The following is a 19,279-nucleotide window of genomic DNA, read 5'->3' as shown; positions in this document are numbered from 1 at the left end:
TGCTCTGCCCCTTGCAATCTTAGACGGATCAGGCCTGGCATCACCCACTCAGAACGCTCTTCAGATTCCAACCTGGCCTGCTTTCTTTTACCGACCGCCAAGGACGCACATCATGCCCCTCGCCCAACTGATCAGCGCCGCCCAGCTACAGCGCCGTCTCGATGAACCCGACCTGCTGATTCTCGATTGCCGCTTTGCCCTGGAAGATCTGGCCTACGGCCAGCGCAGCTATGCCGATGGGCATATCCCCGGCGCGCAGTTTACCGATCTGGAACGCGACCTGTCCGGGTCGATCCACAAAGGCATCACCGGCCGTCACCCTCTGCCAGAACCAGCACAGTTGCTGCAGCGTCTGCGCGAATGGGGTCTGAACAATCACAGCGAAGTGGTGCTGTACGACGACGGTCCCGGTGCCTTTGCCGCTCGCGCCTGGTGGCTACTGGCGTGGCTAGGCAAGCGTGACGGCGTATACCTGCTCGATGGCGGCCTCAAGGCCTGGCGCGAAGCGGGCGGAGCCTTAACCCAGGACCTGCCTACCCCCACTCCTGGCGCCTTCAGCGCAAGCGCTGACGCCAGCCTGCTGGTCAATGTTGCACAGCTGCAACAGCGCCTGGGTGATCAGCAGATGACCCTGCTGGATGCGCGTGGTCTGCCGCGTTTCAGGGGCGAAGTCGAACCTATCGATCCGGTTGCCGGGCATATCCCAGGCGCGCAGTGCGCGGCGTTCACCGACAACCTCGACAGCGATGGTCACTTTCTTAGCCCAGAGCAGCTGCGCCAGCGCTTTGCTACATATCTCGGTGAGCGCCAGGCCAGTGAACTGGTGGCCTACTGTGGCTCTGGTGTGACGGCCTGCCACAACCTGTTCGCCCTGTGCCTGGCCGGCTACCCGTTGGCGCCGCTGTATGCAGGCTCCTGGAGCGAATGGATCACCGACCCAACCCGTCCAGTGGCCACTGGCGACTGATTTCAGTTCGGGCAGGCTGGCCATGTGGCTAACGCCAGCCAGCCGTGGTTAAGTACCAACTGGAATATAGCCAATAACCGAAAGCCGAAAACAATTTAAAAACAGCCCTTTACAGAAGAAAGGTCGCACTACACTTCAACATGAGCGGCTAACCCCGCTCCCGGTGGGGCCTTTATCAGAATAACTCGAAGCTGCCAGCGCCCCGGCCCCACCGGTCACTTACCGCCGAGGGCTTTATGGGAATTGCCGCCTGCGAGTTAAGCCAGTACGTCATCCGCCCTACCCTGCTCTATCTGGGCCGCCACTCCAACGCCGCCGAAGCCTTGTTACTGGGTGCCGCTGCCAGCCAATCCGGGCTCGGCTCGGCCCTCGATGATAAACATGGCCACGGCCTCTATCGCATCGCCGCCCTGCGCCACCAACAGCTCTGGGATCAACACCTGGCGCTAGACCCGGATCTCGCCAGCCAGGTACGCGGCCTCGCCAGCCAGCATGCCTTCCTCGCCGCACCGCACTTGGAACTGACCGTCAACCTGCGTTACGCCACGGCGATTGCCTGGATGCTGATCGAAGCCGAGCAGCGCGAACTGCCGGCCGCCGATGACCTGCTCGGCATGGCGCAAGTCTGGCGCCGGGTGTTCAGGCCCCACGGCCGTACCAAGGACTTTATCGCCGCCTGGCAACGCTGCATCGGCAGCCTTAGCCAGGTGGCCTGAGGCCAAGGCAGAGGCCCAATATTGTCCGACAAGTTTCAGCGCAGTTAGCAGGAAATAGCCTCAGATTAAAGGCATACAGCGCTCTATCTCGGGAACTTCAAAGGCTTGGCAAGGGTCAGGAAAAGTTGTTAGTTTCCGCCCCCGCTAAAATCTAGGAGTCCACCGTGACTAGAAGAGTCGTCAAGACCTGCCTGTCCCTTGCCCTTGCCTCTGCCGCCAGCCATGGCTTTGCCAGCGGCTTTGCCATCAACGAACAAAGCGTCAGCAACATGGGCACCGCCTTCGCCGGCCGCTCTTCCTCTGCCGATGACGCCAGCACCGTATTCGGCAATCCAGCCGGTATGGCGCGTATCAAGCGTGAACAAGTCAGCGGCGGCATTGCCCTGATCCACGCAAAAACCGATATCGACAACGCCAGCGGCTCAGCCAGCGGCAGCAATGACGGCGACATGGTGCCGTTTGTCGGCGCGCCTATGGGCTATTACGTCAAGCCACTGGACGACAACTGGAGCTTCGGCCTGGGCCTGTACGTGCCGTTTGGCCTGGTGACCGACTATGAGCGCAACTTCCAGGGCCGCTACCACGGCGACCGCAGCGAAGTTCGGGTGATTACCCTGCAACCGACCCTGAGCTATCGCTTCAATGAGCACCTGTCGATCGGTTTTGGCCCAACCATCAACCGTATCGACGGCGAGCTGACCTCGGCCATCAACAACCCGATTCCCGGTGCAGGTGACGGCAAGGTCGAAATCAAGGGTGATGACACCGCGCTGGGTTACAACGTCGGCGTGCTGTTTGAAATCAGCCCACAAACGCGTTTCGGCCTGACCTATCACTCCAAAGTGGACTACCGCCTGAAAGGCGATACCACGGTTTCAGGCCCCGGTTTTGTCATTGATTCATCGGCTGGGACCTACGACGCGTCACTGGAGCTAACCACCCCGGAATCGGTAGATTTCTCGGTAACTCACGAACTGGATGCCGACTGGACTCTATACGCCGGCAGCACCTGGACGCGCTGGAGCCGTCTGCAAGAGATTCGCGCTGATAACAAAGGCGTAGGCGGCTTGCTAGCAGGCAACCTCAGCAGCATCAGTGAACCACAGAACTGGCACGACACCTGGGCGCACGCCGTGGGCGCGGCCTACAAACTGAACCCGCAATGGACCCTGCGCGCCGGCCTGGCCGTAGACCAGTCGCCGACCAATAACGCCGACCGTTCGCCACGCATCCCCACCGGCGACCGCACCATCCTCAGCCTGGGCACAGCCTGGAGCCCGAATGATGATGTGACCATCGACCTGGCCTACTCCTACCTGATGGAAGACGACGCTCACATCGAGCGGGATGACTACCGCGCCACCTACAAAAACACGGCTCACGGCCTGGGCGCACAAGTGACGTACCGCTTCTAAATCAACCAGCGGTTTGGGTTAAACTCGCGCGGCGTCCACAAAAATAATAACGCCGCCTGAGACAGCCCTATGACTGCACTCTGCACTGCCCTGCCCGAACAGCTCAGCCTGTTACTGGTGGATGACCACCGGATCTTTCTCGATGGCCTTAGCCTGGCCCTCGCCCCGCTCTGCGCCGACCTGCAGATTCACACCGCCGAATCCGCTGCCGCCGCCGAAGCCTGCCTGCAACACGCCACCTTCGACCTGATTCTGCTCGACCTACGCCTGCCCGATATGCCGGGCCTGGAGTTGCTGCAACGCTGGCAACAACAAGGCCGCATGACCCCAGTGGCAATCCTGAGCGCCAGTGACTCCAATCTGGACGCCCAGGCCGCACTGACAGCCGGTGCGCTGGGTTTTATCCCGAAAAGTGCCAATAGCGATGAACTGCGCCAGGCGGTGACCCGCGTACTGCTGGGCGAAACCCTGCCCGTGCCGCAGACGGGCGACAAACCACAGCTCACACCCCGGCAGATGGAAATCCTCCAGTTACTCGCCGAAGGCTTGCCAAACAAGGCCATCAGTCGTCAGCTGGGCGTCTCCGAGGACACGGTGAAAACCCATCTGAAATCGCTGTTTCAGGAGTTTGCCGTGCATACCCGAACGGCCTGTGTTAGTGCGGCGCGGCAACGGGGCTGGCTGTAGGCGTCTATTCAACGCTGCTGCGCGTCGGCCCTGCTGCTTTAAAAGCAGGCTGGTACGCCAGCCCGGTCAGAAGCCGCTTGCGGCTAACGCGATTTAGCGCAACCCGAAGGGCGAGTGAAACGAGTAGTGCTCATTTACACCCGTAAACTCGTGTGCAAGCCCAGCCCGCTTCCTCGCTACGTAAGTAACAGCCCCGGCTGTTACTGCAAGTCTCTAGCTCGCAGACGTTGAACAGCTCCTATCCGCCAAATTGGCCGGTAACAGCACAGCCAAGGCCTGACGCAAACGGGCTGGCAGCAGCGGTTTGCCAAGCAAAATGACATGAGCTCGGGTGCAGCGCTCCTGCAGGTCGGCGCTGACATCAGCGGTAATCAGCAGGGCCGGCAGCATGCGCCCAGACTCTTCACGTAAACGCTCGATAACGCGCAAGCCGTCCTCGGTGGCTGCCAGACGATAGTCGCTGATCAGCACCTGCGGCTGCGCCTCGGGTAAACACTGCAAGGCCTCAGCAGGGTCGGCGCAAGCCCAGACCTCGCATCCCCAGCGCTGCAACAAACCGGACAGCGCCTCACGGCCCGCTGCATCGTCTTCCAGCAATAACACCCGTCCGCTCAATGCCGCAGCAACCGCCGCGGGTGCTTGCCACTCGCCGGCTGCAGCCTGCGGCAACTGCAGAATAAAGCGCGCGCCCTCGCCTGGGCCCGAGTCCAGCTGCAGCGGATGCCCCAGCAACTGCGCCAATTGCTGGACGATAGCCAAGCCCAAGCCCAGCCCGCGCTCGGCATTGCGGCCGGGGTTGTCCAATTGGCGGAACTCTTCAAACACCTGGCCCTGTTCTTCCTCGCTCAAACCCTGGCCGTCATCACCCACCTCCAGCCGCACCACGCCCTGTTCGGCATGAACATGCAACCAGATATACCGCGCCTGAGCATGGCGCAAAGCATTGCTCAGCAGGTTACGCAACACGCGCTCCAGTAGCAGCGGATCACTGCGCACCCAGAGGTCGGGGCATTGCAGCTGCAGCTCGACACCCTGGGCGTCGGCCTCGGCGCGGCTTTCACCGCTCAGGCGCGCCAGCAAGGGGCGCAAGGCAAACACTTCTGGCTTGGCCTGCACACCACCGGGCAGGGTCAGACGGGTGTAGTCGAACAGCGACTGCAACAGCCGGCTGAGCTGCTCCACGGCAATCGCCAGACGGCTGCTGATGCGGTGCACGCCGGGGTCCTGGTTCTGCTCCAGCAGGTGTTGGGCGTACAGGCCCATGGCGTTCAATGGTTGGCGCAGATCATGGCTGGCGGCGGCCAACAGACGCAGTTTGCGCGCGTCATCGGCTTCGGCACGTTGCCGCGCCAAATCAAGCAAGCGCAGATTAAGCCAGGCGCCACGCTGACCGTGCTCCTGCAGATAAGCACCGACACTGCCAATCAGATTGGCGCAAAACAGAAACAGGCCCTGATAACCCAGTGCCACACTGCCACCCGTGGCGATCAGCCCCATCCAGAGGAACAGCCCGCACACACCCCAGGACGCCAGGCTGACCGCGCGGAACGACACGCCTAGCAGCACGTAGCCAAACAGCAGCACCAGAAACAGCCCGTCATAAGGCATGGCGACGCCCAGACTCCAGCACAGATGAATGATCACCGCGACGCAAACACCGTTGAAGGCGTAAGCGGCCACATAGACCAACAGGGCGCGTCGCGGCGGACTCTGCGAACGGCGACAGTAGAAGAAGGACAGCAGCGCGGCGAATATGCCCAGCAATCGCACTGGCAGGGTGGCAAGGCTGGCGTTAAGGGGCAGCAGCAATAGATCGAGGACGGTGTAGACCAGTTGAAAGATCACCGCAGTGCTGCTGATCAGCAACAGTCGGCGCCGAATACGCTGAACCCGGTGCTCAACAAAACCATCTTCCAGCACGTTGGTAAAACGCAGCCGGCGGTAACCGCGGCGCTGCTGGGTCAGTAGCAGCGCTTCCTGACGCTCCAGGCTCATGGCTTACAGCTCGGGCGGTTGATTGTCCTGTTGCTTGGCGGCAATGGCGTCATAGGTTTCCACCCGGTGCTGATCTTCGGCGCTGAATAGACGCTGGCGCAAACGCTGCTGCTCCTGCTGCTGATCCGCAGCGCTGAGGCCATTGCCCTGCAAAGCGGCAAGTTCCTGCTGGTAGGTGGCATAACGTTGTTGCCAAGCGCGCTCGTTACGCTGCTCGCTGAGCAGGCGTTTGACCGTGGGTGGATCATAGGTCAAGGCAAGCAGCTGACGCACCTGCTCTTCGCTGGCACCCTCCTGCCAAAGTTTGTCTGTTTCGATTTGCAACGCCTGGGCCTGGGCCTGACGCTCTTCACTGGCCCGCATGGCCTCGGGTAGCTGGGCGCGCAAACGCTCCTGCGCCAGGGCCTTGCCGTGCTCACTGAGATCATCACGGGCCATCAGCGCCAGGTTGTCCAGGGTGTAACGGCCGTAGGCTTCTTCGGCACCGAACAGGGCTTCGGTCGCCGCACTGGAGAAGTGTGCCCGACGTAGCTGCGCCAATTGCTCGAAGGCCCGCTGCAAGGCAACCAACTGGCCATCCGGGGTACTTTGCTGGGCACTGCTCAAGGGTTGCTGCAACAGCGCCAGGCTGGCGCGCTTGTAATCCATATAATCGCCCAGCAGGCCGATAAACTGACCCAGGGCTGGCTCCGGCAAACGCCCACGGGCGTCGACCAGCATCACCTCGACCACGGTTTCCAGGCCAGCTTGATCGGCGGCGCTGAGGAAGTAATCCAGATAATCGCGCAGTGCTAGGTTCAGCTGCAGATTACCGGCGCTGTCCGCTTTCAGCTCGCCATCCACCTCGGTGCCCTGCAAACCCGGCAGGCTTGCCGGCGCTCTAGCAGCTGATACGTCGGTTTTGGCGCTTTGCAGCAAAGGGCTGGGAGCAACAGACAAAGGCGCACTGACAACAGCAGGAATGGCAGGCGAGAGGGGCGCAACAGTGGCTGGCCATTGCCAATAAAGCGTAAGGCCGACAACGCTGCCGGCCAGTATCAGGGGAGGAACAGTTGAACGCAGCGACAGGGCCATATGACCTCCAGATTGCGGGCTGCATGGCGCAGCCCGCTGTGCGACGGTCAGACGCCTTTGTTTTTCAGGCGGTTGGCATGCTGGCGATACAGCGAAACCGGCTCGGTCCAACCGCGAATACCGAACAGATGGTTGATCGCATCCACGTGGTTCATGTTGTAACCATCACCGATCACCTGCCCCAGGTAAGTGGAGCAAACGCCGACCAGGCCGTCGTTCTTCTCGCTACCAAAGGCCAGCCCGGTGATCGCCAGGAACGGATCGACCGCATCGAAGACGTTGGTGTAGGAGGTATTACCGGTCCAGGAGAAGTAACGGATGTTGTGCCCACGCACATTGTGCACTTCAGTGGATTTGGCGCAGTAGCTGCTGCTATTCACGCCCCACGGATGGCGACCATTCAGCGCAGTGGTACCGGCGGTGGTCAGGGTTTTCAGCGCATCGATACCGCTCTGTGGATTGCTGCTGCCGGACAGCAGGTTGATCACCGCGCCCAGGGCATTGGCCAGGGCATTGGCGCCACCCTCGATGCCGCTATTGGGTGGAATCACCCCGCGCAGCACGTCGGCGACTTTCGAGCCTTTATTGACGCCGTTGACCGACGTCACCGAGGCCACCAGATCTGGACGCAGCGAGGCGGCGACGCGCGAGGTCGGTGAACCCTGGCTGTGACCAATCAGGTTGACCTTGCCGCCATTGGCGCCGGCCCATGGCACGATCTGCTTAGCCAACGCGGCGCCGCGCTGCTCGCTGTCATTTAGCGCCGAAACGCTGGCCACATAGACCTTGGCGCCATCGCGCTCGAGGTTCCAGGGGATGGTGTGGAAGTAGTTGATCAGACCGCCGATGGTATCGAAGCCGGTCACCCCGTGTACCAGTACGATCGGGTATTTGGTCTTGGTGTAGTTGGCCTGGGCCTCAACCGCGCCGACCAGGGCGCAGGCAGCTAGAGCAGTAGTAATAACGCGACGCATGGGTGCCTCCTTATTTTTCTTGTTGGCACGCCGGGAAACTGCGTCCGGCGTACTCACAACTTTAAGGAGGTACTGGGAAGTGAGCTATCGCCCAGATGGGTGAGTCTTTACCCCACCCTGGTTTCAGTGCTGCGAAGCAATCGCCTGCTCAACGGCGGCCAAGAATGCCGAATCATCCGGGGTGGTGGTGCTGGGGAAGCTGGCGATCACCCTGCCCTGGGCATCGATCACATACTTGGAGAAATTCCAGCGCGGAGCCTGACTCTGCGCGGCCAGTTCCTTGAACAGCGGCAACGCATCACTACCGGTCACGCGCTGGGTGTCACTCATGGGGAAGGTCACGCCGTAATTGACATAACAGACCTTGGCGGTTTCTTCGCTGCTGTCAGCCTCCTGGCGGAAGTCATCAGACGGCACGCCGAGGATCTGCAGGCCCTGCTCCTTGTAGCGCTGATAGAGTGCTTCAAGGCCTTTGAACTGAGGGGTGAAGCCGCAGAAACTGGCGGTATTGACCACCACCAGCGGCTTGCCGGCAAACTGCGCGCAAAGGTCGATACGTTCCTCGCTGCGCAGCTTCTGCACCTCGCCCTGCAACAATGCCGGGCATTCAGCCGCATGCGCCGAACCAACCCAGGCGCTAAGTAGAACGACAACCAGCAGGGATAAACGCCACATACGAATCACCATAATGAACTCAGCAAACACCCAGCCCCAGCTGTAAGAATGCGAGGCCACTTTGCAGCCAGCCCCACCAGGCCAGGCCCAGGGCCAGCATGCCGGCCATCACCAGCGCGGTGTTCCAGCCATAGTCGGTATTCATGCATTCGCCTCCTGTTGTTGCAAGCGTGCCACGGGCAACTCGCGTACTGGCCAGTTCAGCGCGGCGGCCAGCAGGCTGAGCAGTACAGCAATCTGCCAGACCAGATCATAACTGCCAGTATGGTCATACAGATAACCACCCATCCAGCCGCCGAGAAACGCCCCGAGCTGGTGGAACAGAAAGACGATACCGCCAAGCATCGATAGATTGCGCACGCCGAAGAGGGTCGCCACCGTGCCATTGGTCAGCGGTACCGTCGACAACCACAGCAGGCCCATGGCCACGCCAAAGGCATATGCGCTCCACACCGTCAGCGGCGTCAGGATAAACGCCGTAATCACCACTGCTCGCGCCAGGTACAAAGCGCTGAGCAGGCGCGGCTTGGACATCCGCCCGCCCAGCCAGCCAGCGATATAGGTGCCGAAGATATTGAACAGCCCCACCAGCGCCAGCACCGTGGTGCCGACCAGGGCCGGCAGATGCTGATCGACCAGATAGGCAGGCAAATGCACGCCGATAAACACCACCTGAAAACCGCAGACGAAAAAGCCCAACGCCAACAGCCAGAAGCCTGAGTGGCTACAAGCCTCGCGCAAGGCCTCACCCAGCGTCTGCTCCTGGCCGGTAAGGGGTAGCGGTGTGTCCTTAAGCATCGCCGCCAGCGGCACAATCAAAGCTACCAGCAACCCCAGGGCCATCAGCGCCACCGACCAACCGAGCCAGCTGAGCAGCCCCAAAGTGCCGGGCAGCATGGCGAACTGACCGAAGGAGCCCGCCGCAGCCGCGATGCCCATAGCCATGCTGCGTTTCTCCATCGGCACAGCGCGGCCCACCGCACCGAGAATCACCGAGAACGAGGTGCCGGACAACCCGATGCCGATCAACAGACCTGCGCTCAACGACAGGCTCAGCGGTGAGTCGGCCAGGCCCATGCAGGCCAGGCCAATGGCATAGAGCACGCCACCGACAATCACCGTACGTTTGGCGCCGAAACGGTCTGCCAGCGCGCCGGTAAACGGCTGGGTCAGGCCCCAGACCAGATTCTGCAGGGCGATGGCGAAGGCGAACACTTCGCGTCCCCAGCCGAACTCAGCACTCATCGGTGGCAGAAACAGGCCAAAACCATGGCGGATGCCCAACGACAGCGCCAGGATCAGCGATGCACCGAGCAGTATCCACATACTGCCGCGCCCAATTGTCCTCATGCTCCCTGCCTCCCTGACAGCTCAAATAGTCGTTGAATTAGTTGATCGATCAATCAGATCGCCGAGAGTGACGCCAGGCGAGCGTTAAAACAAGTCGACCATCGACCAATAAACAACCCGTAAAGCGAGCCCCCATCGCCGAAAAAACCTGAACACGCCTAACGTCACGCCGGTCAAACAGAACTCACCCACTATTGGAGAACATGACCATGAGTTCGTCCCAATACGCATCCTGCATGCAAGCCTGCAGCGCTTGCGCAATTGCCTGTGAGACCTGCGCATCGGCCTGCCTTGAGGAAAACGACGTGAGCATGATGGCCACGTGTATTCGACTCGACCGCGATTGCGCGGATATGTGCCACTTGGCGCAAGTGCTGATGGCCCGCAAGAGCGCCCTGGTCGATGAGTTCTGCCGGCTTTGTGCGGTCGCGTGTCAGGCCTGCGCCGAAGAATGTATGAAGCACCAACACGAGCACTGCCAGCAGTGCGCTCAGGCCTGCCAGCGCTGCGCTGATGAATGCAACGCGCTGGCGCTCTCTTAACGCGCTCGGCTTGCACCCATAGGCTAAGCGCTGATAGCCAAACCCAGCAGTACAACGCACTCGAGCGTTTCCAGCAGAGCACCGGCGGTATCGCCAGTGGTACCGCCGATGCGCTGACACATCAGGCGCCGCACGAAGCAGAACAGCGCACACGCAACCACCACCGCCAGTAATCCCGAGAGCCCGCCGCAAAACACGCAAAGCAGCGCACTGGCGATCAGCACACGCCAGCCGAGCGTGCGCGGCAGATGCTCGGCCATGGCCTGGCCCAAGCCGCCGGGACGCACGTAGGGGGTGGTCAAAAACAGCGCCAGCAGTGCGCTACGCCCAAGCAGCGGGACCAGCAGCAAGGCGCTAGACGCAGACCCTGCTTCAAGCAGCGTCGCCAAGGCAACAAACTTGAGCAACAGCACCAGCACCAGCGCCACCACCGCAATCGGCCCGCTGCGAGGGTCTTTCATAATGGCCAGGGTGCGCTCTTTATCGCCAAAGCCACCCGCCCAGGCATCGGCGCTGTCGGCCAGGCCATCCAGGTGCAGTCCACCGCTGATGCCCACCCACAAGGTCAGCAATAACGCCGCCTGCAACAGCACAGCGCTATCGCCCAGCAGTTGTTGCGCGGCGAGCAGCAACAGGCCGATCAGCAGCCCCACCAGTGGATAGAACAGCAACGAACGGCCGATCTGCTCAGGCGTCGGCATGCCAGCCAGGGTCACCGGCAGGCGGGTAAGAAATTGCAAGGCAATCCACCAGGATGTCATGCGCGCTCCCGCAGCTCGCCCTGCTCGTCCAGGCACAGTTGATAGCGCTCGGCATGCCCCACCGCCACCTGCAGCAAATCATTGCGCGGCAAGCCACGGGCGCGCGCCAGCAACAGGCGGATCACCCCGCCATGGGTCACCAGCAGCAGTCGCTCGCCGGTATGGCGCGCCTGCAGACGCTGCAACACGCTCAATATCCGCGCTTCAAACACCAGCAGCGGCTCGCCATCCGGCGGGGTAAAACCATAAGGATCGCTCCAGAAGCGGCCCAAATCGTCTGCACTGGTCTGCATCAGTTCGGCGCTACTGCGCCCTTCCCAGGCGCCGAAATGCAGCTCCTGCAGATCTGGTTCCAGACTCAGCGGCACGCCGTGCTGTGCGGCCAGTTCTTCGGCAAAGCGCGCGCAGCGCTGCAACGGCGAGCTGATCAGCCGATCCCAGCGGCTGCCGTCGGCCACCGCCGCGCGCAGCTGCGCCCAGCCGGTTTCGGTCAGGGCATCATCGAGGCTGCCACGCAGGCCACCGCCCAGCTCGGTTTCACCGTGGCGCAGCAGTTCCAGATAGACCGTCATGCAGGGCGCTCGGCCACCGCCGCCTCGGCAAAGGTGGCCATCTCGTTGTGCAGGCTGCAAGCCAGTCGCAGCAGCGGCACGGCCAGGGCCGCCCCACTGCCCTCGCCCAGGCGCAGGCCCAGATCGAGCAAAGGCTCGGCTTGCAGCGCCTTGAGCACCCGCTGATGGCCGGGCTCGGCGCCAGTGTGGGCAAACAGCAGCCATTCACGGCAAGCCGGATTCAGCTGTACCGCCAGCAAGGCGGCAACGCTGCAGATATAACCATCCACCAGGGCGGTGATGCCCTGCTGCGCGCAGGTCAAATAGGCGCCGCTCAGCGCAGCAATCTCGAAGCCGCCGAGGCGTTGCAGGATGTCGATGGGTTCGCTGATAGCCGGGCGATGCAATTTCAGGGCAGCCTCGATGACTTCGGCTTTGTGCGCCACACCCGCGCTATCCAGACCGGTGCCCGGACCGACCAATGCCTGCGCCGGGCACTCCAGCAACAGGCAGGCCATGGCCGTGGCGGCGGTGGTATTGCCGATGCCCATTTCGCCGCCGATAAACAGCTGGCTGCCGGCTTCACGGGCGCGCTGCACGCTGGCCTGGCCGGCCTCCAGGGCCATGAGTAGCTGCGCGGCAGTCATCGCCGGGCCCTGGGCGAAGTTCGCCGTACCCGCGCCGATATGCAGATGACGCACGCCGCGCAGCGGTTCCAGCGGTAGCGCGGTGCCCAGGTCGATGACCTCAAGCGTTGCGTCCAGCTGTTTGGCCAGCACGCTGATCGCCGCGCCGCCATTAACGAAGTTGCGCAGCATCTGCCCGGTGACGGCCTGGGGGAATGCCGATACGCCCTCGGCGACCACTCCATGGTCGCCGGCAAAAATACTGATCCACAGCCGCTCGACCTGCGGCCGTGAGCTGCCCTGCATGGCCGCCAAATCGATGGCCAACTGCTCCAGCTGGCCGAGCGAGCCGGTCGGTTTGGTCAGCTGCTGCTGGCGCGCCTGGGCCTTAGTGCGTGCCGGTATATCCAGCGCCTGACAGCCCTGTTGCCACCATTGCTCACTCATAGCGCTTTCCCCTTGAGAACCATCGGCAGACCCGCCACGGTAAACACCACGCGCTCACAACGCTCAGCCAAAGCCTGATGCAACCAGCCCGCCTCGTCGACATAGCGGCGGGTCAGCTCGCCCAATGGCACCACGCCCAAGCCGGTTTCATTGCTGACCAGCAGAATCCGCCCCGGCAAGCCGCTCAGACAGTCCAGCAGCGCATCGCGCTCGGCGCTCAGGCGCGCCGGATCATCCAGCATCAGCAAATTGGTCAGCCACAAGGTCATGCAATCGATGAGCAGGCACTTGTCCGCGCCAGCCTGCTCACGCAGCACACGGGCCAGAGCCAGCGGTTCCTCCACCAGGCCCCAATGCGCCGGACGACGTTCACGGTGATGCTGAATACGTGTATTCATCTCGCCATCCAGCGGCTGGCTGGTGGCGATATAGGTCACCGCAAGGCCAGATTCGGCCGCCAGCCGCTCGGCCAGGCGGCTTTTGCCGGAACGGGCACCGCCAAGAATCAGTTCACGCATGGCCTACTCCACATAACTCGCGCAGCCGGACCGTATCCAGATGCGCCTCGACCAGATCGGCCAGACGCTCGATATCGCGCTCACGCAAGGCGTGGTAATCCACTGTCTGCACCTCGCGCAGGCCGGCCCAGCGCAGCAATGCGTTGCACGCCTCCGGGGTTTCAAACAGACCATGCAGATAGGTGCCGAGCACCTGGCCGTCCGCGCTCAGGCCACCATCGGCACGGCCATCATCCAACCGCACAGCCGCATTCAAACCTGGACCAGAGCTAACCCCGGCATGAATCTCGTAACCACTGACCGGCACATTTTCCAGGCAAAGCTGGCCACGCACGTTGCGCAGCTGCTTCTCCGGCTCCAGCACGGTGCTGAACTCCAACAGCTCCAGTCCTGGGCTTGAGCCTGCTGCGCCTTCCAGGCCATGGGGATCATCAATCTGCATACCGAGCATCTGCAAACCGCCGCAGATACCGAGTAGCTTGCCGCCGTAGCGCAAGTGCTTAGCGATGGCCGCCGGCCAGCCCTGCTCACGGAGAAACGCCAGGTCGGCGCGCACGCTTTTCGAGCCCGGGAGGATAATTAGGTCAGCGCCTGGAATTGGCTGGCCAGGGCCGACAAAGGTCAATTCAACCTGGGGATGTAGGCGCAGCGGATCAAAATCGGTGTGGTTGCTGATGCGTGGCAATACCGGCACCACCACCTTGATCACCTTCGCCGCCTTGGCGCTCTGACGAATATCGATGGCGTCCTCGGCTTCCAGGTGGAAGTCCATCAGATAGGGCAATACCCCGAGCACCGGTTTACCGGTGCGCTGCTCCAGCCAATCCAGCCCAGGCTGCAACAGGGCGATATCACCGCGAAAACGGTTAATCACAAAGCCCTGCACCCGCGCCTGCTCGCTTTCTGAAAGCAACGCCAGGGTGCCAACCAGATGGGCAAATACGCCGCCCTTGTCGATATCGGCAATCAGAATCACCGGGCAGTCCACCGCTTCTGCGAAGCCCATATTGGCGACATCACCGGCGCGCAGGTTGATCTCGGCAGGCGAGCCAGCGCCCTCCACCATCACCACCGGATAAGCGGCACTTAGGCGCTGGTGAGACTGCAGCACCGCCTGCATCGCCACCGTCTTGTAGTCGTGGTAAGCAACGGCATCCATGCTGCTCAGGACGCGGCCGTGGATAATCACCTGGGCGCCAGTATCGCTATTGGGCTTGAGCAATACCGGATTCATATCGGTATGCGGCGCTAACCCGGCAGCCTGGGCCTGTACCGCTTGAGCGCGCCCGATTTCGCCACCATCGGAGGTGACTGCGCTGTTAAGTGCCATATTCTGTGGTTTGAACGGCACCACGCTGACGCCCTGACGCTTAAGCCAGCGGCATAACGCAGTTACCAGCGTACTTTTGCCAGCGTCCGAAGTGGTGCCCTGCACCATTAATGTGCTCATGCTGATTCCTTGGCAAAAGCTGCGAGGGCCTGCTGCAAACGCTGCCAACCGGCTTCATCCGCCGGCAGCCCAAAGCGCAGGCTTAGCGGGCTAGCAAACAGCCGAGTGAGGATGCCTTGCGCCGCAAGAAACTCATGCAGTTCTGCAGCAACGGTTGTGCAGCAAAACTGAAACAACGCACAACCACCCGTCGGCGCAAAACCTTGTGCGCTAAGCAGCGCGGCCAGGCGTTCGCCATCGGCCAACAGACGTTCACGCTGCAAATGCTGGCCGGCGTGATCCTGCAGCAGCGCGATGGCCACCACTCGGCTCGGCCCACTGATCGCCCATGGCCCGAGCAGCTCGGCCAGCTGTTCCAGTACGGTCGGCTGAGCCAACACGAAACCCAGGCGGATCCCGGCCAAACCGAAAAACTTGCCGAACGAGCGCAGGACGATCAGCCCCGGCCGTTCGCTAAAGGCCGCCAGGCTGAACTCAGGCGTGCAATCGATAAAGGCTTCATCCACCACCAGCCAACCGCCGCGCTCGGTCAGACGTGCATGCCACTCCAGCAGGCGCTGGGGCTCGATACGCCGGCCAGTCGGGTTATTCGGGTTAATCAGCAGCAGCACATCCAGGCGCTCCAGCGCTCGCTCGATGCCGCCTTCGCTAAGTTCCAGCAGGCGATGGCCCTCGCGTTGCCAGGCAGCCGCGTGTTCGGCATAGGCAGGCGAGACGATGCCGACCCGCGCATCCCGCACCAAACGCGGCAACGCCTGAATCGCCGCCTGGGAGCCCGCCACCGGCAGCAGATTGCTCACGCCGTAGTAATCGCGCGCGGCGATTTCCAGGCCGTCCTGCTGCTCGGGCAAGCGCGCCCAGGCGCTGGCGGGAATCGCCGGCAGCGGCCAACCGTAAGGCGCGATGCCGGTGGACAGGTCCAGCCAGTCCGCTAGGGCGATGCCATAACGCAGCGCAGCAGCACGTAGACGCCCACCATGCTCAAGCATAAAAAGCGCCCCACAACAGCAGTAGCACCAACCACAGCAGCACGCCGCCATTGACTAGATTGAGTGCCCGCTCGATATCGCGCGCCCTGGGTGGCGGCCCCGCCCCCAGTTCAGGCCGTACGTGCAGCTCGCCGTGATATTCCGCAGCGCCGCCCAGGCTGACGCCCAGCGCCCCAGCTCCGGCCGCCATCACCGGGCCGGCGTTGGGGCTGTCCCAGAGCGGCGCCTGGGTCCGCCAGCAGCGCAGCGCCAGCATAGTTTTACCAAGCAAGGCATAGGTCAGGGCAACTAACCGCGCAGGCAGGTAATTGAGACCATCGTCGATCTTCGCTGCGGCCCAGCCGAAGCGCTCGAAACGCTCGTTGCGATAGCCCCACATGGCATCCAGGGTATTGCTCAGGCGGTACAACACCACGCCTGGCGCACCGGCAATAACAAACCAGAACAGCGCGGCAAAAACCGCATCGCTGCCGTTTTCCAACACCGACTCGCTGCCCGCGCGGGCCACGCCCGTAGCGTCCAGCTGCGCGGTATTGCGGCTGACCATATAACCAACCCGCTCCCGCGCCAGCTGCAAATCACCCAGACGCAACGCCTGGGCCACCGGCATGGCGTGTTCACCCAGGCTTTTCAAACCCAAGGCGGCGTATAGCGCAAGAATCTCCACCGCCCAGCCCAGCCCGCTAATCTGGCTCAGCAACCAGGCCAGCAGGGTCAGCGGCAACACCGCCAGGCACCAGGCACTGACACCATGACTGCGCCAACCGCGCCCGGCCGGATTGAAACGCTGCTCGATGCGCTCGGCCATACGACCAAAGGCCACCAGCGGGTGCCAACCCTTGGACTCGCCAAACACGGCATCCAGAGCAACCCCGGCGCAGGTGCTGAGAACCAGGCTCATGGCGTGCCCCACTGGTTCTCGAAAAGCAATTCACTCAATGGCCTTGGCTCGGCCCAGCCTTGCTGCACCAACATCGGCGCCTCATAAAACTCCGTCACTGGCCCCAGGCACAGCACGGCCAGCGGTTTGCTGCCGGTCGGCATGTTGAGCAGATCCGCCAGGGCCTGTGGCTCGAACAGCGATACCCAGCCCATGCCCAGCCCCTCGGCGCGGGCGGCCAGCCAGAGGTTCTGAATCGCGCAGGACAAGGACGCCAAGTCCATTTCCGGCAAGGTACGCCGGCCAAATACATGGGCCTCACGGCCCCCCATCAGGGCTACCACCAACAGCTCGGCGCAGTCGCGAATACCCTCGACTTTAAGCCGCATAAATTCATCGCTGCGCTCGCCCAACGCCTCGGCTGTGCGCAGGCGCTCCTCGTCCACCAGGCCGTGGATCGCCTCACGCAACGCTGGGCGAGTGATGCGAATAAACCGCCAAGGCTGCATCAGCCCGACACTGGGAGCCTGATGGGCGGCCTCCAGCAGGCGCGCAAGCAGCTCGGGCGCTACCTCGCCGCCGCTGAAATGACGCATATCGCGGCGTTCGGCGATAGCGCGGTAAACCGCCGCGCGCTCATCAGGGCTAAAGGCCTGCTCGCTCATGCCGGCGCTCCAGGGAGAAACAGCGCGGCAGCGGCAACCGGGTCGGATGGCAGATAGAAGTGGATATAGGAGGCGGTCATCCGGCCCTGGCGATAGACCGCCTCACTGGTGCGCTTGTAGTTCGGGCACTCGCCACGGGTCAGCGGTTGCAGCTCACTGCTCAGTGCCGAGTAGTGGAAGCTGTGGCCGCGCAGCAGCCCTTCCGGCAGCTCCGCTTGTTGCAAGGCCATGGCGGTCATGCGCGGTTGCAGAGTCGCCTCGCCATTTAGCAAGCCGAGCATCTGCCCGCTGGCGCCCTGTTTGTCGGTCAGTTTGTCGAGCAAATAGAGCATGCCGCCGCACTCAGCATGGATTGGCTTACCGGCAGCATGGTGCGCACGGATCGCCTCAGCCATGGCCTGGTTGGTTTCAAGTGCAGCCAGGTGCAGCTCCGGGTAGCCGCCAGGCAGGTACAGGCTGTCGATATCGGGCAGTTGCTGATCGCTGAGCGGCGAAAAGAACCTCAACTCAGCGCCCAGTTCGTTCAACAGATCGAGGTTGGCCTGGTAGAGAAAGGCAAAGGCGCTGTCGCGCGCCACGCCAATGCGCACGCCCTTAAGCAAAGGCGCGGGCCTGGCCTGTTCAGGCGCGGCGAAACTGACGGGGGGCGGCAGCCTGGTATCGGCGCTGGCGGCCAGGGCATCGGCGGCGGCGTCCAGGCGTGCATCCAGGTCAGCCAGTTCGCCTGCCTGTACCAGCCCCAGATGACGGCTCGGCAAGCCGACTTCGGCGCTGCGCGGCAAGGCGCCGTACCAGTGAATCGAGGCCGGCAGCGCATCGCGTAGGATCTCGCCATGCCGCACACTGCCGACCCGGTTGCCGAGCACCCCGGAGAATGGCAGATCAGACTGAAAAGTCGCCAGGCCATGGGCCATGGCACCGAAGGTCTGCGCCATGGCAGAGCCGTCGATAACCGCTAGCACTGGTACGGCGAAGTGTCGCGCCAGATCAGCCGCCGACGGCGTGCCATCGAACAGGCCCATCACCCCTTCGATCAGGATCAGATCGGCATCGCCCGCCGCTTGCCACAGCAAGCGACGGCTCTCGGCCTCACCGACCATCCACAGGTCAAGCTGATACACCGGTGCGCCGCTAGCGCGGGCGAGAATCATCGGGTCGAGGAAGTCCGGGCCGCACTTGAACACCCGCACGCGCTTACCCTGGCGCGCGTGCAAACGTGCCAGGGCAGCGGTCACAGTGGTCTTGCCTTGGCCGGAGGCCGGTGCGGCGATCAATAGCGCGGGGCATTGGCGGGCAGCCGAGTGGCTCATTAAAATTCCACTCCCTTCTGCGCCTTAACCCCGGCCTTGAAGGCGTGCTTGACCAAACTCATCTCGGTCACGGTATCCGCTGCCTCGATCATCCCTGGCAGCGCGCCGCGACCAGTTACCACCACATGCTGCAGCAGCGGCCGCGCTTCAATATCGGCGAGCACCGCATCGAGCTCCAGATAACCGTATTTCAGGGCGATATTCAGCTCGTCGAGCACCACCAGGCCAATGGCCGAGTCATTCAGCAGTTGCGCCGCTACCGCCCAGGCTTCGCGCGCCTTATCGATATCGCGTTGGCGATCCTGGGTCTCCCAGGTAAAGCCCTCGCCCATTACGTGATAACTGACTTCATCGGGAAAACGGCGAAAGAAGGCTTCTTCGCCGGTGCTGGCCGCGCCCTTGATAAATTGCACCACGCCAACCTTGAGGCCGTGCCCCAGGGCGCGGGCGACCATGCCGAAGGCGCTGCTGCTCTTGCCCTTGCCATTGCCGCTGTGCACCAGCAGCAGGCCGTATTCGTCCTGGGCTTGGGCAATCTTTTCATCGATCAGGGCTTTCTTGCGGGCCATGCGCGCCTTGTGCCGGGCGTCACGCTCAATCGATTCAGTCATCGCACTGCTCCACCGCCACAGGGCGATCTGGCTGGAAAAAGCATGCGGGGATAGGGAAAGCGCGGGTTCACGCACA

The 19,279-nt window shown here is 62.5% G+C and carries 21 protein-coding genes; 5 read left to right on the top strand and 16 right to left on the bottom strand.

Annotated elements, in window-relative coordinates; genetic code table 11:
• The first annotated feature begins 112 nt into the window (after positions 1 to 112).
• From AACX99_RS07705 to AACX99_RS07690, 4 genes are all read left to right on the top strand, one after another.
• On the top strand, positions 113 to 967 hold the full coding sequence (locus tag AACX99_RS07705) for a sulfurtransferase (RefSeq protein WP_339410761.1): 855 nt from the start codon (positions 113 to 115) through the stop codon (positions 965 to 967).
• 236 nt (positions 968 to 1,203) lie between these two features.
• Positions 1,204 to 1,683 carry a hypothetical protein gene (locus tag AACX99_RS07700; protein ID WP_339410760.1) on the top strand — a complete coding sequence of 160 codons (480 nt, stop codon included), beginning with the start codon at positions 1,204 to 1,206 and terminating at the stop codon, positions 1,681 to 1,683.
• Between the two features lie 164 nt (positions 1,684 to 1,847).
• Positions 1,848 to 3,098: an OmpP1/FadL family transporter gene (locus AACX99_RS07695; protein WP_339410759.1), complete on the top strand. Its 1,251-nt coding sequence runs from the start codon at positions 1,848 to 1,850 to the stop codon at positions 3,096 to 3,098.
• A gap of 69 nt (positions 3,099 to 3,167) precedes the next feature.
• Positions 3,168 to 3,785, top strand: coding sequence for a response regulator transcription factor (locus tag AACX99_RS07690; RefSeq protein ID WP_339410758.1), 618 nt, complete (start codon positions 3,168 to 3,170; stop codon positions 3,783 to 3,785).
• A gap of 213 nt (positions 3,786 to 3,998) precedes the next feature.
• On the opposite strand, the gene AACX99_RS07685 is transcribed toward AACX99_RS07690, so the two are convergent.
• From AACX99_RS07685 to AACX99_RS07660, 6 genes are all read right to left on the bottom strand, one after another.
• The gene (locus tag AACX99_RS07685; protein WP_339410756.1) at positions 3,999 to 5,780 is read right to left on the bottom strand and encodes an ATP-binding response regulator; all 1,782 of its coding nucleotides are present in this window, start codon (positions 5,778 to 5,780) and stop codon (positions 3,999 to 4,001) included.
• A gap of 3 nt (positions 5,781 to 5,783) precedes the next feature.
• The gene (locus AACX99_RS07680; RefSeq protein WP_339410754.1) at positions 5,784 to 6,854 is read right to left on the bottom strand and encodes a lipase secretion chaperone; all 1,071 of its coding nucleotides are present in this window, start codon (positions 6,852 to 6,854) and stop codon (positions 5,784 to 5,786) included.
• Positions 6,855 to 6,901: 47 nt separating this feature from the next.
• Complete coding sequence (locus AACX99_RS07675; protein ID WP_339410753.1) at positions 6,902 to 7,828, bottom strand: esterase/lipase family protein; 927 nt, start codon at positions 7,826 to 7,828, stop codon at positions 6,902 to 6,904.
• Positions 7,829 to 7,951: 123 nt separating this feature from the next.
• The gene (locus AACX99_RS07670; protein ID WP_339410752.1) at positions 7,952 to 8,503 is read right to left on the bottom strand and encodes a glutathione peroxidase; all 552 of its coding nucleotides are present in this window, start codon (positions 8,501 to 8,503) and stop codon (positions 7,952 to 7,954) included.
• A gap of 19 nt (positions 8,504 to 8,522) precedes the next feature.
• A complete protein-coding gene (locus tag AACX99_RS07665; RefSeq protein WP_304865155.1) occupies positions 8,523 to 8,648 on the bottom strand; it encodes a hypothetical protein in 126 nt (41 codons plus the stop codon).
• Complete coding sequence (locus tag AACX99_RS07660) at positions 8,645 to 9,853, bottom strand: MFS transporter (protein WP_445261843.1); 1,209 nt, start codon at positions 9,851 to 9,853, stop codon at positions 8,645 to 8,647. The genes AACX99_RS07665 and AACX99_RS07660 overlap by 4 nt, the downstream gene beginning before the upstream one ends.
• Before the next feature lie 209 nt (positions 9,854 to 10,062).
• On the opposite strand from AACX99_RS07660, the gene AACX99_RS07655 reads away from it, so the two are divergent.
• A complete protein-coding gene (locus tag AACX99_RS07655; protein WP_339410748.1) occupies positions 10,063 to 10,395 on the top strand; it encodes a four-helix bundle copper-binding protein in 333 nt (110 codons plus the stop codon).
• A 23-nt stretch (positions 10,396 to 10,418) separates the two neighbouring features.
• Here the strand turns inward: AACX99_RS07655 and AACX99_RS07650 are convergent, their stop codons facing one another.
• From AACX99_RS07650 to cobO, 10 genes are read right to left on the bottom strand one after another with little or no spacing between them, the layout of a single operon-like run.
• Positions 10,419 to 11,156 (bottom strand): adenosylcobinamide-GDP ribazoletransferase, encoded by a 738-nt coding sequence (locus AACX99_RS07650; protein ID WP_339410747.1) that lies wholly within the window; start codon positions 11,154 to 11,156, stop codon positions 10,419 to 10,421.
• Complete coding sequence (cobC, locus tag AACX99_RS07645; protein ID WP_339410746.1) at positions 11,153 to 11,728, bottom strand: alpha-ribazole phosphatase family protein; 576 nt, start codon at positions 11,726 to 11,728, stop codon at positions 11,153 to 11,155. Before cobC ends, AACX99_RS07650 begins: the two co-directional genes overlap by 4 nt.
• Complete coding sequence (gene cobT / locus AACX99_RS07640) at positions 11,725 to 12,780, bottom strand: nicotinate-nucleotide--dimethylbenzimidazole phosphoribosyltransferase (protein ID WP_339410744.1); 1,056 nt, start codon at positions 12,778 to 12,780, stop codon at positions 11,725 to 11,727. The genes cobC and cobT overlap by 4 nt, the downstream gene beginning before the upstream one ends.
• On the bottom strand, positions 12,777 to 13,298 hold the full coding sequence (gene cobU / locus AACX99_RS07635; RefSeq protein ID WP_339410742.1) for a bifunctional adenosylcobinamide kinase/adenosylcobinamide-phosphate guanylyltransferase: 522 nt from the start codon (positions 13,296 to 13,298) through the stop codon (positions 12,777 to 12,779). Before cobU ends, cobT begins: the two co-directional genes overlap by 4 nt.
• Positions 13,291 to 14,748, bottom strand: a complete 1,458-nt coding sequence (locus AACX99_RS07630; protein ID WP_339410740.1) for a cobyric acid synthase — start codon at positions 14,746 to 14,748, stop codon at positions 13,291 to 13,293. Before AACX99_RS07630 ends, cobU begins: the two co-directional genes overlap by 8 nt.
• Complete coding sequence (cobD, locus tag AACX99_RS07625; RefSeq protein WP_339410738.1) at positions 14,745 to 15,737, bottom strand: threonine-phosphate decarboxylase CobD; 993 nt, start codon at positions 15,735 to 15,737, stop codon at positions 14,745 to 14,747. Before cobD ends, AACX99_RS07630 begins: the two co-directional genes overlap by 4 nt.
• On the bottom strand, positions 15,730 to 16,638 hold the full coding sequence (gene cbiB / locus AACX99_RS07620; protein ID WP_339410736.1) for an adenosylcobinamide-phosphate synthase CbiB: 909 nt from the start codon (positions 16,636 to 16,638) through the stop codon (positions 15,730 to 15,732). Before cbiB ends, cobD begins: the two co-directional genes overlap by 8 nt.
• Positions 16,635 to 17,282, bottom strand: a complete 648-nt coding sequence (bluB, locus tag AACX99_RS07615; protein WP_339410734.1) for a 5,6-dimethylbenzimidazole synthase — start codon at positions 17,280 to 17,282, stop codon at positions 16,635 to 16,637. The genes cbiB and bluB overlap by 4 nt, the downstream gene beginning before the upstream one ends.
• Positions 17,279 to 18,592, bottom strand: a complete 1,314-nt coding sequence (locus tag AACX99_RS07610) for a cobyrinate a,c-diamide synthase (RefSeq protein WP_339410732.1) — start codon at positions 18,590 to 18,592, stop codon at positions 17,279 to 17,281. The genes bluB and AACX99_RS07610 overlap by 4 nt, the downstream gene beginning before the upstream one ends.
• Complete coding sequence (gene cobO, locus AACX99_RS07605) at positions 18,592 to 19,203, bottom strand: cob(I)yrinic acid a,c-diamide adenosyltransferase (RefSeq protein WP_339410730.1); 612 nt, start codon at positions 19,201 to 19,203, stop codon at positions 18,592 to 18,594. Before cobO ends, AACX99_RS07610 begins: the two co-directional genes overlap by 1 nt.
• Between the last annotated feature and the right edge of the window lie 76 nt (positions 19,204 to 19,279).

Origin of the sequence: Pseudomonas sp. EA_35y_Pfl2_R5, assembly GCF_963970805.1 — a bacterium.
In the GTDB taxonomy this organism is placed as follows: domain Bacteria; phylum Pseudomonadota; class Gammaproteobacteria; order Pseudomonadales; family Pseudomonadaceae; genus Aquipseudomonas.
This window is presented reverse-complemented; position numbering and strand designations above follow the sequence as displayed.

Bases quoted from the DNA above. Each gene is read 5' to 3' on its own strand.
- AACX99_RS07705 (WP_339410761.1), top strand. From the start codon at position 113: ATGCCCCTCGCCCAACTGATCAGCGCCGCCCAGCTACAGCGCCGTCTC.
- AACX99_RS07700 (WP_339410760.1), top strand. From the start codon at position 1,204: ATGGGAATTGCCGCCTGCGAGTTAAGCCAGTACGTCATCCGCCCTACC.
- AACX99_RS07690 (WP_339410758.1), top strand. From the start codon at position 3,168: ATGACTGCACTCTGCACTGCCCTGCCCGAACAGCTCAGCCTGTTACTG.
- AACX99_RS07685 (WP_339410756.1), bottom strand. From the start codon at position 5,780: ATGAGCCTGGAGCGTCAGGAAGCGCTGCTACTGACCCAGCAGCGCCGC.
- AACX99_RS07680 (WP_339410754.1), bottom strand. From the start codon at position 6,854: ATGGCCCTGTCGCTGCGTTCAACTGTTCCTCCCCTGATACTGGCCGGC.
- AACX99_RS07675 (WP_339410753.1), bottom strand. From the start codon at position 7,828: ATGCGTCGCGTTATTACTACTGCTCTAGCTGCCTGCGCCCTGGTCGGC.
- AACX99_RS07670 (WP_339410752.1), bottom strand. From the start codon at position 8,503: ATGTGGCGTTTATCCCTGCTGGTTGTCGTTCTACTTAGCGCCTGGGTT.
- AACX99_RS07665 (WP_304865155.1), bottom strand. From the start codon at position 8,648: ATGAATACCGACTATGGCTGGAACACCGCGCTGGTGATGGCCGGCATG.
- AACX99_RS07660 (WP_445261843.1), bottom strand. From the start codon at position 9,853: ATGAGGACAATTGGGCGCGGCAGTATGTGGATACTGCTCGGTGCATCG.
- AACX99_RS07655 (WP_339410748.1), top strand. From the start codon at position 10,063: ATGAGTTCGTCCCAATACGCATCCTGCATGCAAGCCTGCAGCGCTTGC.
- AACX99_RS07650 (WP_339410747.1), bottom strand. From the start codon at position 11,156: ATGACATCCTGGTGGATTGCCTTGCAATTTCTTACCCGCCTGCCGGTG.
- cobC (WP_339410746.1), bottom strand. From the start codon at position 11,728: ATGACGGTCTATCTGGAACTGCTGCGCCACGGTGAAACCGAGCTGGGC.
- cobT (WP_339410744.1), bottom strand. From the start codon at position 12,780: ATGAGTGAGCAATGGTGGCAACAGGGCTGTCAGGCGCTGGATATACCG.
- cobU (WP_339410742.1), bottom strand. From the start codon at position 13,298: ATGCGTGAACTGATTCTTGGCGGTGCCCGTTCCGGCAAAAGCCGCCTG.
- AACX99_RS07630 (WP_339410740.1), bottom strand. From the start codon at position 14,748: ATGAGCACATTAATGGTGCAGGGCACCACTTCGGACGCTGGCAAAAGT.
- cobD (WP_339410738.1), bottom strand. From the start codon at position 15,737: ATGCTTGAGCATGGTGGGCGTCTACGTGCTGCTGCGCTGCGTTATGGC.
- cbiB (WP_339410736.1), bottom strand. From the start codon at position 16,638: ATGAGCCTGGTTCTCAGCACCTGCGCCGGGGTTGCTCTGGATGCCGTG.
- bluB (WP_339410734.1), bottom strand. From the start codon at position 17,282: ATGAGCGAGCAGGCCTTTAGCCCTGATGAGCGCGCGGCGGTTTACCGC.
- AACX99_RS07610 (WP_339410732.1), bottom strand. From the start codon at position 18,592: ATGAGCCACTCGGCTGCCCGCCAATGCCCCGCGCTATTGATCGCCGCA.
- cobO (WP_339410730.1), bottom strand. From the start codon at position 19,203: ATGACTGAATCGATTGAGCGTGACGCCCGGCACAAGGCGCGCATGGCC.